The sequence below is a fragment of the Peteryoungia ipomoeae genome (assembly GCF_004912165.1).
Lineage (GTDB): Bacteria > Pseudomonadota > Alphaproteobacteria > Rhizobiales > Rhizobiaceae > Allorhizobium > Allorhizobium ipomoeae.
The window spans coordinates 87,186-101,557 of record NZ_STGV01000004.1; the positions used below are offsets into that span (position 1 = coordinate 87,186).

Genomic DNA, 14,372 nt, shown 5'->3' on the forward strand with positions numbered 1-14,372 from the left:
GTCTGCGCGGACACTGTCACCTTGAATGCTCGTGCGCAAGGTCGCCGAGCAGTCCCGCCGCCACCGCAAGTTTGGAGATGCTCGGCTCGCCGCTGTCGACGATCGCCGCGATTTCGCGACTGATCCGTTCGGCTCGCGTGCTGTCCTTGGCAAGCCAGGTCTCGATTGCGTTCTCGGCGCTCTGGCCATCTCCCAGCGCCTCACAGACGATCTGCCGGCGGGCCTGTCCAATTCGGTCGAGGCTGCGCGACAGGGCAAGGCTGTCATAGTGGTCTGCCGGCTGCAGGCGGCCCGCATTGTCGATTAGGCGACCGATGCGGAAGGTCTCGGTGACCGCGAAGAAGCTTTCCATGGCCGCCGTGAACGTCGCTCCGGTGCGCCGTGCGATCTGCAGAACTTCCGGCAGAAGCTGCATGGCCTGCAGTTCAATCACGTCACTGGCGAGATCGGACGGAGCGCCCGCATCCACGAACTCCGCGATTTCAGTGCCGAAATGCTGACGCAGGGCGTCGGGCAGGGCGGACTGGAATTCCGTCCGGGCCTGGGCGAAAGCCTGCTGCAATTGGCTGACGATCGTCTCCACCGGGCCGGAGATAAAGCCCGTATCGATCAAAAGACGCGCAGTCGCGGCGTAGACCTTGGAGATGACGGCATAGAGTCGATTCTGGGTCTGGCCTGGGATCTTGGCGTCCAGAGCGTCGATCCTGTCCCACAGTCCGACCAGTCCGAGTGAGTCCCGGGTGACCAAGGCGGCCTTCACCACTTCCGCCGGCGTGGCGCCAGTCGCATCGCAGACCGACACGACGAAGCTTGGGCCGCCGCGATTGATAGCGTGGTTTGCGAGCACGGTGGCAATGATCTCGCGACGCAGCCTGTGGCCTGCGATGTCGCCTGCAAACCGCTGCCGCATTCCCTCCGGGAAGTAGGTGGAGAGGATGGTCTCGCAGTAAGGGTCGTCCGGCAGGTCTGACTCAACCAGCTGATCGAAGAGCACGATCTTGGCGTAGGACAGAAGCACGCCAATTTCCGGGCGGCTCAGGCCCTTGCCAGAGACGTAACGCTCGGCCACGGCCGTTGCGTCGGGGAGTGTTTCGACCTTGCGGTTCAATCGACCGAGACCCTCGAGATAATCCATGAGCCGGCTCAGCTCTTCTCGGTTTCCGGCGCCCTTGGCCTCGGTCAGGGAGATTGCCAGAGACTGTAGATAGTTGTTGCGCAGCACGAGTTCCGCAACCTGGTCAGTCATTTCCGCCAACAGAACGTTACGTTTTTCGCGCGGCAGGCGGCCTTCCTGCATGGCAGGGGTAAGCGCGATCTTGATGTTGACCTCGAGGTCGGACGAATTGACGCCAGCGGAATTGTCGATCGCGTCAGAGTTGCAGCGGCCCCCGTTGAGGCCGTAGGCGATACGGCCTTTCTGCGTCGTGCCGAGATTGGCGCCCTCGCCGATCACCTTGGCGCGGACGTCGGTCGCATTGACGCGGATCGGGTCGTTTGCCCGATCGCCGACTTCGGCATCCGTTTCGCTCGGTCCCTTGATGTAGGTGCCGATACCGCCGAACCAGAGCAGATCGACGGGCGCCTTCAGAATGGCGGTCATGATGTCGAAGGGCGTTGCGACAAGGTTGTCCAGGCCGATGGCCGCTGCCGCCTCGGGCGTCAACGTCACGGATTTTTCCTGGCGCGAAATGATCATGCCGCCCGGAGAAAGCTGTGTGCGATCATAGTCCTGCCAGCTGGAGCGCGGCAGGTTGAACATGCGCTGGCGCTCCACGAAGGAGGCCTCCGGCACCGGGTTCGGATCGATGAAGATGTCGCGGTGATCGAAGGCTGCGACGAGCTTGATCGCCCTCGACAGGAGCATACCGTTGCCGAAGACATCGCCCGACATGTCACCGACGCCGGCGACGGTGAAGGGGGTCGTCTGGATATCGATTTCCATCTCGCGAAAATGCCGCTTCACGGTTTCCCAGGCGCCGCGGGCGGTGATGCCCATCTTCTTGTGGTCATATCCGGCGGAACCGCCTGACGCGAAGGCGTCATCGAGCCAGAAGCCGGCGGCCTGCGCCAGGCCGTTTGCCGTGTCAGAGAAGGTTGCCGTGCCCTTGTCGGCGGCAACGACGAAATACGGATCGTCGCCATCGGGGCGGAGTGTGTCTGCCGGCGGCACCACCTCACCGCCGACGATGTTGTCGGTGATCGACAGCAGTGTGCGGATGTAGGTTTTGTAGGCTTCGGTGCCGGCCGCAAGCCAGGCCTCGCGATTGCTCGGCGCCGGCAGGAGCTTCGGATAGAAGCCGCCCTTGGCGCCCACGGGCACGATCACGGCATTCTTGACCTGCTGCGCCTTCACCAGGCCCAGCACTTCCGTCCGGTAGTCCTGGGCCCGGTCGGACCAGCGCAAGCCGCCACGGGCGACTTTGCCGAAGCGCAGGTGCACGCCCTCGACCTCGACGCCGTAGACGAAGATTTCGCGGAAGGGGCGTGGCTCGGGCAGACCTTCCAGCTTGTGCGGATCGAACTTGAAGGCCAGCATCGGCCGTTCACTCTCGCGATAGCCCTTCTGGAAGAAGTTGGTGCGCAGGGTCGCGTCGATCGTGTTGATCAGACGCCGCAGGATGCGATCTTCGTCGAGGATTGGCACCTTGCCGAGTTCCGTCTCCAACGCTTCCCTGCAGGCACTGAGCTCAGCATCGCGTTTCCTAGCGTTGAGAGCCGGATCAAAACTCGCCTTGAAGAGACGGACGAGATCGGCAGCGATCGCCGGATGCTTGGACAGCGTTTCGGATATATACTCCGGGGAATAGACCGAGCCGGCCTGGCGGAGGTAGGCGGCATAGGCGCGCAGAACGGAGGCTTCGCGGGCCGAGACCCCTGCCCTCAGTACCAGGCGGTTGAAGCTGTCATTGTCGACGCTGCCGACGAAGGCGGCAATGAAGGTCTCTTCGATCGCCGCGCCCTGGCGGCCCGCGTCGAAAGCAGTGTCGCCGGCTACCTCGAGTTCCATGTCGTGCAGAACCACCGTGCCGCGATCCACGCCGGTTGCGGACTTGACGCCAATATCGAATGTCCGCTCGCTGATGACGCTGAAACCCAGGTTTTCGAGCAGCGGCACGCGGCGCGAGAGCGGCAGATGGTCGGCGGCGTGGTAGATCTTCAGGAACAGTGCATTGCCACTGCCGTCGTTTTGCTGACGAAAGGCGATGGAAAGCGGTGCGCCGGAGAGGCAGGCCTCGATGTGATGCAGCTCGGCCACGGCTTCATCGGCGGAATAGGCTTCCTCGAAGGCCTGGCTCACCTGAAGACTGACGCTGCCGTTGCCTGCGAGCGCCAAGAAGCGATCGCTCCACCGTGCGGTGATGCGCCGGACTGCCTCTTCCAGTGTCTCTTGCGGGATCTCCGGCGTCGATCCACCGCGGCGGCCTATAATGATGTGCACGCGCGCGACCCCGCCTTCTGGGAACGCCGGATAATAAGCCGAGACATGCCCGTCATAGACTGACTGGAAATAGGTGCCGATGCGCTCGCGAACCGAGGAATTGTAGTCCTCGCGCGGAACATAGACGATCAGCGACACGAACCTGTCGAACCGGTCGATGCGTGGCAGGACGCGAACACGCGGGCGCTCGGCCAGATCGTTGATCTGTTCGGCAAAGCGCGCCAGCATGTCCGTGGTGATCTGGAAAAGATCATCGCGCGGATAGTTCTCCAGCGTGTTCTGCAGCGTTCTGCCGGAATGGCTTCGCGGGTCGAAATCGAAATAGGAAACGACCTTCTCGACCTTGGCGCGCAGCAGCGGGATCTGGTTGACCGAGCGGGTGTAAGCCGTGGAGGTGAAAAGGCCGACGATGCGCAGTTCGCCAACCACCTTGCCATCAGGCCCGAAGCGCTTGATGCCGACATAGTCCATATAGGCGCGCCGGTGCACGACCGATTTCACGTTTGCCTTGGTCACAATCAAGAAATCCGGGCCCTGCAGGAAGGCGAGGATTTCCGGTGTTGTCGTGACCTGGCTTTGTCCCTGGCGCAGCACCAGAACATTCGGATCCGACAGAATGCCGAGACCGCTGCCCTTGTCGCGCTCGACCGTCGCGTTCTCGCCGTCGCCGGTGTAATTGTATTCCCGCATGCCGAGGAAGGTGAAATTGTTGTTGCGCAGCCATTCGAGGAACGCAATCGCTTCGTCGCGGTCTGCTTCGAGGCGGCCAGCAGAGAGCTGGCGCAGTTCCGAAAGCGCCGTTTCCAAGAGGGAAAGCATGGGCTTCCAGTCACGTGAAGTTACCTTCACCTGACCGAGCACGTGTAGCAGCCGTTCCTTCACATTGGCGGCCTGTTCTTCCGTCAGAGGTGCCAGATGCAGCTGAATATAGCTGACCTTGATGGCGCCCTCCGGGTCGGAGTCCGGGTTCGCCAGCAAGACTTCACCCTGGGGCAGTATCGCCAGGATCGGGTGGATCGCCATGTAGATGTCGCGATAGAGGCTCGTTACCTCGCCCATGACGCTGTCGTAGAGGAAGGACTTGTTGTAGTCGACGATGGAGAGGACGCTGACGGAAACATCGTCCGGTGCAACGCCTTCGACGGTCGAAATGGCCACATGCGGAGATTGCCGGTCCCAGGCCGCGATGTCTTGGGCAGCCCGCATCGATGCCTTTGCAAGGCCTTCGGCCGAGTAACGTCCGAGGTCGTCATTGCTCGCTCGCCCGAAGATAAGCGAGGGATTGATCGTATTCCCGGCCTGCTTGGATGTCATCTCGTCGGCGGATCGAAGCAGTGCGTCTCGGTCACTGATAGCCTTCGTGTCCATGCATGTCTCCCTAGGGCTGATTTTTCGGCTATGTTCATCAAAATGTTTTGCCGAAGTGTGTATGGACCCAATGTAGGGCGAAATCCGCATCAAATTTGATCAATCGGCACGAAAATTTGGAAGAATTGCACCCGACAGAGTGCAATTTGATGCAATCATCGCCCAAGAACTGGGAAAAGTCGAATATGAGTGAAAGTCGATCGGACGCCGTCATCGTAGTTTCCAGCCAGGTCATGCGTGGCTCCGTGGGCAATCGCGCGGCCGTGTTTGCGCTTGAGACGCTTGGACATCGGGTCTGGTCCGTGCCGACGGTCGTCATGCCCTGGCATCCGGGCCATGGGCCGTCAACACGGCTCGTCTTCGATGATGGAGATTTCGCCCGCGCCATGGAGGACCTGTCCCGGGCACCATGGCTTGGTGAGGTCCGCGCCGTTCTCACCGGCTATTTTGGCTCGAAGGGTCAGCCGGAAGCCGTTGCCGCACTCATCGGTGCCGTCAAGCGCGCCAATCCGGATGCGCTCTATCTCTGCGATCCTGTCTTGGGCGATCAGGGTGGCCTCTATATACCTGAGCCAACGGCAATAGCGATCCGCGATCATCTTCTTCCTATCGCCGATATCGCGACCCCGAACCGGTTTGAACTTGAATGGCTGACGGGACAGACCCTGTCCGACACCCTGGGCACGATCGATGCGGCACGCCGGCTGGAGATCGACCGCGTGGTGGTCACGTCAGCGCATTCGATGATGGCGGGCGGTCTGGGGAACCTGCTGGTTCAGGCAAAGCGCTGCCTTTTGGCGGAGCACCGGAAGCTCGACCATCCGCCGAGCGGAACGGGTGATCTTTTCGCCGCTGTCTATCTCGCCCGGCTGTTGGCCGGCGACGCCGACGAACGGGCGCTGGAGAAGGCCACGGCCAGCATTTTCGAGGTCATTTCGCGCTCGGCGAGGGATGGCGCCGGGGAGTTGGAGCTGGCGCGCGAAGCCGCCAGTCTTCACAGGCCGATGGCCACGGTTCAGGTCCGCAATCTGTTGCAACCCCGCAAGGCGGTGACGAGATCGCACCGACAATTGAGGTAGCGGTTGCCTTGATGCCTATCCCGCGCTAAGGCGAAAGCATGAACACGTTTCCCGAAGCCCTCCTCACCGGTTATCGCGATTTCATGAGTGGTCGGTACGTCGATCAGCGGGACCGCTATCGACAGCTTGCCGAACAGGGACAGAAGCCACACACGCTTGTGGTTGCCTGCTGCGATTCCCGCGCAGCTCCCGAAATGATCTTCGATGCCGGCCCTGGCGAATTGTTCGTCGTCCGCAACGTCGCCAATATGGTGCCGCCTTACGAGCCGGATGGTCAGTATCACTCGACATCGGCCGCCCTTGAATTTGCGGTCCAGGCGTTGCGTGTCAAGGACATCATCGTCATGGGGCATGGCCGCTGCGGTGGTATCACGGCAGCGCTTGATCCAAACGCCGAGCCACTCTCACCCGGCGATTTCATCGGCAAGTGGATGAACCTGGTTAAACCTGCCGCTGAGCAGATCCAGGGCAATTCCGAAATGACCTCGGGCGAGCGTCAGACGGCGCTGGAGCGGATTTCGATCCGGAACTCCATCGCCAATCTGCGGACATTCCCATACGTCAAGGCGTTGGAAGAGGCCCAGAAGCTGCGCATCCACGGTGCATGGTTCGATATCAGCAATGGCGAATTGTGGCTGATGGATCCGAAGTCCCAGGATTTTCTCCGTATGGATCCTGCTGCGTGAGCTTCCGCGGAAGCAGATAATCACAGTGCGTGGCCGCCCACGTTTCCGTGGGAGGCTTCGTCATAGCTGAGTTCAAATCATGCTCAGAGTGTTTTGAGATACTCAAGTAGCGCAGTCTTGTCTTCTGCTGAAAGATCCGTCCCGAACTCATGGCCACAACGGCTGTTGCCGGAATTGCGCTCCGTGCAATCCGTTGTCACCGTGATGGAGTGAAGTCCGCTCTGAGTGGCTGCCAATCCCACCATGACTGGGTCGTAGTCCGCGCCACTTTCAAATTTCTCTGGCCTCTGATCGACCGCTTTGAGAAGATCCGACAGCGTCGGCACAGACCCGTTGTGAAGGTAGGGCGCCGTCGCCCAGATGCCGTAGAGCACACGGGATTCATACTTGAACTGAGTGGTGGGAGAGTTTGCCGATTCCGGGACCTTTGATGTCGATTCTGCTGGCGGCACAGCGGATCGTTGCGCATCAGCAAGGCCTAGTCCCTGCGATCGCGGAAAGGCATTCCGAAGTTCTCTCAGGTCTTTGGGGAGATAAAGCTCAGGCAGAAGTGCACTGAGATCCTTGTCGAGGGCGACTTCAACAGCGTCGGTCTGTTTCAGCCGCAGATCGAAAATCCAGGGAGCGTAGTGTTGCAGAATGCTGCCTTCTACAGCCACGGTCAAAATGTCGATCGCCGGAGATGTCTCAGCAAGCCGTTCGCTGAGAAATGGTATGCGGGCGCCGGTCATGACGCCGGGATGCGCCACCCAGCTGAGCACATCATATTGGTGGCTGTCAGTCCCTGTATCCACCAGGGGCGTAGCCCAGGTCTTGTTTCCGAGAGATGGGGTGCCTGGGCGTTGACCGTGACAGTCCTCGCAGCTCCCCCATGGGCCGGGAGCCTTGAAGACGGCTTCCCCCTTTTGGGCCAGCGCCTTGTCGATAGGGAAGGGATAGGCAGGGGGCCCAAGTTTCTTGATCAGGCCTTCCAATGTCGACAATCCCGAGAAATTGACCGAATTGCCCTTGAGGTAATCGATACCCAACAAGGACCAGGAATCCTTGACCGGCGTAAACTCACCGAAAACACCGTAGACTTCCCCGACATTGCGGGCGAGGCCGAGGATGTCGCTTCCATTTGCGGCAAAGCCCGGCCACTGGGTCCGATCCTGGACTGCGGCATTCCAGAGAAACGGATAGCGGACAGGCGCATCGGCTGACTGAATGTTTGCCTCGATGATCCGATCCGAAGTTTCGCCCAGGTCGAGACCCGTCAGTCGATTGAAGATCATCCCAACGGCATCAAGTCGCCCAACGCCCCACGGTTCACTCGGTACGCCGCGGCTGACGATCGCGTGGAACCGTTTGCTCCACAAATCGAACTCCAGTTTCAACAGGTCGCGGCTGGATGGGTCCTCGTAGTCAGGGCCCAGTACAATCTTGGCAAAACTGTCGAAGGCGGCGGGGTCATTGGCAAGTTTCTGGGTGGCTTCATCGAGATCGACCAGCAGGCGATGGAAATCAACAAGGGCGGGTCCGCCATCCACGCGGTATTTCGTCCCGGATACCCGGATTTCGCGCGTGTGGCAGGCGGCACAGGTCACCCCGACCTGTTCGCGACCGGCAGGGCCAGTGCTGGTGAAACCGACCGGTAGACCCTGATTGGGGCCGGTCATCGGCAGGTAGCCATATCGGCTGAGCGACTGACTGAGGAACGGCGAGCCGTCTGGCAGGGTCAGCGCCTTCAGCCAGGAGAGCGGCATCAGGCGAGAACCCTGATCCTGGGTATAGTACATCGCCCTGTCCATGGCCGACCAGTTCTTCCCTTGATCCGTATAGACGAGAGGTTCTGAAGCGCCAGCGGTGAGCGGGAAAAGAAGACAGATTGCGGCAGTTTGGCTGATCGTTGCGCGAAGCATGGTTGATCTCCCCCAGTGCAGCTCATAATGCAGTTTATGAGTGCATCAGTTGGAAAAACATGCAACCTGATGAATTTAGGGCTTATTGTTCATCGGCCAGAAAAAAGCGGCGGAAGCTTGCGCTCCCACCGCCCTCAATCTGTCAGCTGATATCCAGGAATCTCAATTGTCTATTCTGTCGCCGATATAGGCAATCGCCTGCTGGTAGACGCTTGCTGCATTCCAGCCCTGGATGGCGGCGTAGTTCGGCTCACCCTGCTGATAGCCGGCGCCTGGCTGCCAGCCATGGCCGCGCAAGAAGTTCGCGGTCGATGCAAGAGCGTCGGCGCGCGAACGCACCATGTCGATATGGCCATCGCCGTCACCGTCGACGCCGAAGCGAATGACGTTGCGCGGCAGAAACTGTGTCTGGCCGATTTCGCCATGCGCCGCACCCTTCGCCGCCACGTCGAGATTGCCGTCTTCGACAAGCTGAAGGGCTGCGAAGAACTGGTCGGTGAAGAAGTCGCTGCGGCGGCAGTCGAAAGCGAGCGTGGCGACGGCCGACAGCGTGTGTTCCTTGCCAAGGAAAGAGCCGAAGCCCGTCTCCATGCCCCAGATGGCGATCAGAGGTCCGGCGGGAACGCCGTATTTCTGCTCGAGCTTGGCGAACAGTGCCGCGTTGTTCTTCTTCATGGTCTTGCCGCGGCTGATGATCACCTGACCACCACGCTTCTCCATGAATTGGTCAAAGCTCAGCTTGAAGCTTTTCTGGCCGCGGTCTGCCCGAATGGTGCTGTTGCTGTAGCTGATCGCCGGCATGACGCGGTCGAGCGTGCGACCGGAGATCCCCTGGGACGCCGCCTGCTGGGTGAAGGCCTGCTTCCAGTCATCAAACCCGGCCGAGGTGTTGCTGCATGCGGCGGCCTGTGCAGTGCCAACGGTGGAAAGGACGGCGGTGGTTGAAAGGAAAGCCGCCGACAGGAAATAGGTCAGTCGCATCCATGCCTCTTCGTTATCTTGGGAAGTGCTGCACAATGACAGCGTTTGAAGCCAGTGTCATGGGGCAAGAACCTGGCTTTTTCAGGGATTGTTTTCACTTTTGCGGGATTGGCATCCGCATGGCGTGTTCCCGCGGATGCCAAAAGGTTCAATCAGGCGGCGGCGCGCGGCTTGATAAGACCGCGATTGACCAGAAGTTCTGCGATCTGGATCGCGTTGAGAGCCGCACCCTTGCGCAGGTTGTCGGAGACGACCCACATGTTGAGGCCGTTTTCGACGGTCGCGTCTTCGCGGATGCGCGAAATGAAGGTCGCGTCCTCGCCGGCGCATTCGACCGGAGTGATGTAGCCACCGTTTTCGTGCTTGTCGATCACGAGGCAACCCGGCGCGTCGCGCAGGATGTCACGCGCCTGGTCGGCGGTGATCTCGTTTTCGAACTCGATGTTGACGGATTCCGAGTGGCCGATGAACACGGGCACGCGCACGGCCGTGCAGGTCACCTTGATCTTCGGATCAAGCATCTTCTTGGTCTCTGCGAGAACCTTCCATTCTTCCTTCGTGTAGCCATCTTCCATGAAGCTATCGATATGCGGAATGACGTTGAAGGCGATGCGCTTGGTGAACTTCTTGTTTTCGACCGGATCAGCCACGAAGACGGCGCGGGTCTGGGTGAAGAGCTCGTCCATGCCTTCCTTGCCGGCGCCGGACACCGACTGATAGGTCGAAACGACGACGCGCTTGATCTTTGCGGCATCGTGCAGCGGCTTCAGGGCAACGACGAGCTGCGCAGTCGAGCAGTTCGGGTTGGCGATGATGTTCTTCTTGTTGAAGCCCGCGATGGCGTCCGGATTAACTTCCGGCACGATCAGTGGCACCTCGGCGTCGTAGCGCCAGGCCGACGAGTTATCGATGACAACGCAGCCTTGCGCGCCGATCTTCGGCGACCACTTCTTGGAGGTCTCGCCGCCGGCGGACATCAGGCAAATGTCGGTGTCGGAGAAATCGTAGTGCTCAAGGTTCTGCACCTTCAGCACCTTGTCGCCAAAGGAAACCTCAGTCCCCTGGGAGCGGGCCGAGGCCAGAGCGATCACTTCCGAAGCCGGGAAACCGCGTTCGGAAAGGATGTTCAGCATTTCGCGACCGACATTGCCGGTTGCGCCTGCGACTGCAATCTTGAAACCCATGTCTATGCTCTCTTTCTGTCTCTCCGCGGATGGTGAGGGGAAGCTTGCGACAGGGCTGCAACCTTCCTTGTCCCCGGCCGTGCCGGGGAGAGAGCGGTGGCCGAAGACGTCAGACGGTTTTCGTCGTGGTTTTGGCCTTGGTCGTGAATGCAAGAGAATGCCATGCGCATCCCGCAGCGTTTGGCTGCAGGTCAAGTTCGACCGAGAAGGCTTGCTCGAAAGCGTGCATGGACCGAATTCCTCTTCGCGGCGAGGGATGACAAGGTTTTTGCAGGGAGTCAAGCCGCACAAGGGCCGCCGGCGGTGAAATCACGCAATCCGGGCGGTGGGGTACAATAGAACTTGCAGGCGGAGATTTGCCTTGAGAAAACGTCGTGACTGACTGGAGCATTCAGCATGACGTTTTTGATCCGCGATCTCATCCCGGCCGACCTTGATGCCGTGACCGACATCTATCGTGATGCGGTGGAAACCGGTACCGCAAGTTACGAGCTTTGCGCCCCCGACCTTCAAGAGATGCGCGCGCGCTACGAAGCCATCATCAGCAAGGGCTATCCCTATATTGCCTGCAGCGAGGCCACCGGTCGTCTCGTCGGCTATGCCTATGCCTCGGCTTTTCGCACCCGACCCGCCTATCGCTGGCTGGTGGAGGACTCGATCTATATTTTGCCGGAGGCGCGCGGGAAGGGTATCGGCAAGATGCTGTTGCACGCGCTCGTCAATCGCTGCACGGCACTCGGGTTCCGTCAGATGGTGGCCGTTATCGGTGGTGCGAGCGAAGCATCGATCGCTGTGCATCGATCTTGCGGCTTTGACCATGCCGGCCGCCTGACCGGCACAGGGTTCAAGTTCGACCGTTGGCTGGATACCGTTTTCATGCAGCGGCAACTTGGGGCAGGGACTGCAACGCCTGCCGATCCCGCAGCCTATCCGGGTACGCTGTCGTAACGATCAATCCAGTGCCTTGAGGGCCTTGTCGAACACCTTGAGCACTTGCTTCAAATCGTGCCCCCGCTTGAGGATGCGGCCATCGGTGGCGACGACCGAAAACGCTCCCTGCTTGGCCGCGAGTTTCGGGTCCTTCTCTATACGGTAGAGAGGATACTCACCTGAGCGTTTGAACACGGAGAACACTGCCTTGTCCTTCAGGTGGTCGATCGCATAATCGCGCCACTCGCCTTCGCCGACCATGCGACCGTAAATCCAGAGGATCGCATCGAGTTCGAGGCGGTGGAAGGTGACGGGCAGGGGATCGAGGGACTGCCGATAGAGTGTGAGATCCACGACCCCGCTTGCGGGTCTTTCCTGGCCATCGCTCTCGCGACGCTGCCCCTCAGGCGGCTCGGTCATCGATGCTCCTCATCTGCAATTCGTGACGGATTGGTGACAGTGTGCCTGACCATCATTAAAAAGCAAGCCGATGCCAAGCGCAGACCCCTTACATATGTCAGCGTCCGCGCGCCTCTAGATCTGCCAGCAAAAGGTCGCGCAAATGCAAGGCCATGGGCGACAGATGTTTGCCGAGCACGGAAATCACATGATAGGGCGCGACGATAATCGGTGTTTCCACCTTCAGTGTACGGAGATCGCCGACCGAGGTCTGACGACAGAGCAGGTCAGAAACCTCGCGTGACATTGGCGCAATGGCATTGGAGGATGCCAACATGGCGATCATGACCAAGAGCGAGGTCGTGTTGACGATGTTGCGCGGCAAGGGCGCGCCTTCATCGATGAAATTGGCTTCGACGGCCTGACGCAAAGGTGTGCCCGGTTCCTGCATGATCCAGGGGAAATGCGCCATATCGGATAGGCAAAGGCTGTCCATGCTGGCCAGCGGATGCGTGCGATGCACAACGATTTCCATTTCCTCCATCGCAGAGCCTTCGATGTGGAACTGTCGCGCATCAATGCCCGGGGGCACCCGGCCCAGGATAAATTCATAATGGCCTGAGAGGAGGTTGCGGATTAGTTCGGCGCTAGAGGCGACATCCACGTGGATCTCAACTTCGGCTGATCGCGCCTTCATCGCCTTGATGGCGGGAACCACATAACCAACCGCACCGCCCGTAACGGCGCCGAGCCGCACTTTGCCAGTTAGACCGCGACGTATGGCCTCCACCTCGCGACTGGCCTCGCGTATCTCCTCCAGAACGTTCTGCGCGCGCCGCGCCAGAGCGCTGCCGATGGTCGTCGGCTCCATGCCCTTCGGCGTTCTGGTGAAAATGGCGGAACCGACAAAGCGCTCGATTTCGCTCAGCATCCGGGATGCTGCCGGCTGTGTCAGGGCCAGTGCCTGGGCAGCAAGACTGAGCTGGCCGAGCTCTGCAATCGAGGCCACGAGTGCGAAGTGTTTCGATTGTAATCGATTGATAAGAGTTTCTGCCATGAATGATATATCAACTATGATATGCAACAAGTCAAAATAATCATTTGATCGGTATGTCGGGCGCGATAAGACTCGCCGCGGAGCTGGGGGACCGCCTTGTTGGTCGCTCGTTCTTTGTTTCAGCGGACGCCAGGAGGAGCTTGGCTCCGCACGGTATAACCAGGGAGGTTACCATGAAGAAACTTGGCGCCCTGATTGCATCGCTTGCAATCGGTATCGCATCTTTCGCGCCCATGTCCTTTGCACAGGACAAGGGTATGGTCGGCATTTCGATGCCGACAAAGACGTCCACGCGCTGGATCTCCGATGGTGAGACCATGGAAAAGCTGTTCAAGGAAGCCGGCTATACCCCGGACCTGCAGTTTGCTGACGACGACATTCCGAACCAGCTCGCACAGATCGAAAACATGGTCACCAAGGGTGCCAAGGTTCTCGTCATCGGCGCGATCGACGGCACCACACTTTCCGACATTCTCCAGAAGGCCGCTGATGCTGGCGTCAAGGTTATCGCCTATGACCGCCTGATCCGCGATTCCGGCAATGTCGATTACTACGCCACCTTCGACAACTTCCAGGTCGGCGTTCTCCAGGCAACCAGCCTCGTTGACGGCCTCAAGGCCAAGTTCCCGGACACCAAGCCGTGGAACGTTGAACTCTTCGGCGGCTCGCCGGACGACAACAACGCCTTCTTCTTCTACGACGGCGCAATGTCTGTTCTGCAGCCGATGATCGACAGCGGTGACATCGTCATCAAGTCGGGCCAGCAGGGCATGGACCAGGTCGGCACGCTGCGTTGGGACGGTACGGTTGCACAGGCGCGCATGGAAAACCTGCTCTCCTCGACCTACACCGAAGACAAGCTGCACGGCGCTCTTTCACCTTATGACGGCCTGTCGATCGGCATCCTGTCGGCTCTGAAGGGCGTTGGCTACGGTTCTGGCGACATGGTCATGCCGGTTGTTACCGGTCAGGACGCCGAACTCCCGTCTGTCAAGTCGATCCTGGCCGACGAGCAGTACTCGACCGTGTTCAAGGACACCCGCGAACTGGCCAAGGTTGCCGTTTCGATGGTTGACGCGATCATGGGCGGCAAGGCTCCGGAAGTGAACGACGAGAAGACCTACAACAACGGCGTGAAGGTCGTGCCGTCCTACCTGCTGAAGCCGGTCGCAGTCGACAAGGCCAATGCAAAGGACGTTCTGGTCGGCGCCGGTTACTACACGGCAGAGCAGATCGACAACTGATCCCTGCTTCGTTACCGGGTCCGCGATACGTCGCGGACCCATTTCCTATACGCATTGAGGGAGCTCGCGCCTCCGGCTAGACTATAGGTCGCTGGATGGCTGCT

General features: G+C 59.9%; 10 protein-coding genes. 4 read left to right on the top strand and 6 right to left on the bottom strand.

The features are described from left to right. Window positions 1-16: 16 nt before the first annotated feature. Window positions 17-4,807: an NAD-glutamate dehydrogenase gene (locus tag FAA97_RS12805; protein WP_136598947.1), complete on the bottom strand. Its 4,791-nt coding sequence runs from the start codon at window positions 4,805-4,807 to the stop codon at window positions 17-19. 185 nt (window positions 4,808-4,992) lie between these two features. On the opposite strand from FAA97_RS12805, the gene pdxY reads away from it, so the two are divergent. After that, window positions 4,993-5,886: a pyridoxal kinase PdxY gene (pdxY, locus tag FAA97_RS12810; RefSeq protein ID WP_136598948.1), complete on the top strand. Its 894-nt coding sequence runs from the start codon at window positions 4,993-4,995 to the stop codon at window positions 5,884-5,886. A gap of 38 nt (window positions 5,887-5,924) precedes the next feature. Further along, window positions 5,925-6,572, top strand: coding sequence for a carbonic anhydrase (locus FAA97_RS12815; RefSeq protein WP_136598949.1), 648 nt, complete (start codon window positions 5,925-5,927; stop codon window positions 6,570-6,572). A gap of 83 nt (window positions 6,573-6,655) precedes the next feature. Here the strand turns inward: FAA97_RS12815 and FAA97_RS12820 are convergent, their stop codons facing one another. From FAA97_RS12820 to FAA97_RS12830, 3 genes are all read right to left on the bottom strand, one after another. After that, entirely contained in the window at window positions 6,656-8,473 is a 1,818-nt protein-coding gene (locus FAA97_RS12820) for a di-heme-cytochrome C peroxidase (protein WP_246041450.1), read from the bottom strand. Window positions 8,474-8,635: 162 nt separating this feature from the next. After that, window positions 8,636-9,454 (bottom strand): lytic murein transglycosylase, encoded by an 819-nt coding sequence (locus FAA97_RS12825; protein WP_136598950.1) that lies wholly within the window; start codon window positions 9,452-9,454, stop codon window positions 8,636-8,638. A gap of 152 nt (window positions 9,455-9,606) precedes the next feature. Beyond that, window positions 9,607-10,638, bottom strand: coding sequence for an aspartate-semialdehyde dehydrogenase (locus FAA97_RS12830; RefSeq protein WP_136598951.1), 1,032 nt, complete (start codon window positions 10,636-10,638; stop codon window positions 9,607-9,609). Between the two features lie 396 nt (window positions 10,639-11,034). On the opposite strand from FAA97_RS12830, the gene FAA97_RS12835 reads away from it, so the two are divergent. Next, window positions 11,035-11,586, top strand: a complete 552-nt coding sequence (locus FAA97_RS12835) for a GNAT family N-acetyltransferase (RefSeq protein WP_136598952.1) — start codon at window positions 11,035-11,037, stop codon at window positions 11,584-11,586. Between the two features lie 3 nt (window positions 11,587-11,589). Here the strand turns inward: FAA97_RS12835 and FAA97_RS12840 are convergent, their stop codons facing one another. Both FAA97_RS12840 and FAA97_RS12845 read right to left on the bottom strand, forming a co-directional pair. Beyond that, the gene (locus FAA97_RS12840) at window positions 11,590-11,988 is read right to left on the bottom strand and encodes a DUF2794 domain-containing protein (RefSeq protein WP_136598953.1); all 399 of its coding nucleotides are present in this window, start codon (window positions 11,986-11,988) and stop codon (window positions 11,590-11,592) included. A gap of 97 nt (window positions 11,989-12,085) precedes the next feature. Beyond that, entirely contained in the window at window positions 12,086-13,024 is a 939-nt protein-coding gene (locus FAA97_RS12845; RefSeq protein WP_136598954.1) for a LysR substrate-binding domain-containing protein, read from the bottom strand. Window positions 13,025-13,197: 173 nt separating this feature from the next. On the opposite strand from FAA97_RS12845, the gene chvE reads away from it, so the two are divergent. Then, window positions 13,198-14,268, top strand: coding sequence for a multiple monosaccharide ABC transporter substrate-binding protein (chvE, locus tag FAA97_RS12850; protein ID WP_136598955.1), 1,071 nt, complete (start codon window positions 13,198-13,200; stop codon window positions 14,266-14,268). The last annotated feature ends 104 nt before the right edge of the window (window positions 14,269-14,372 follow it).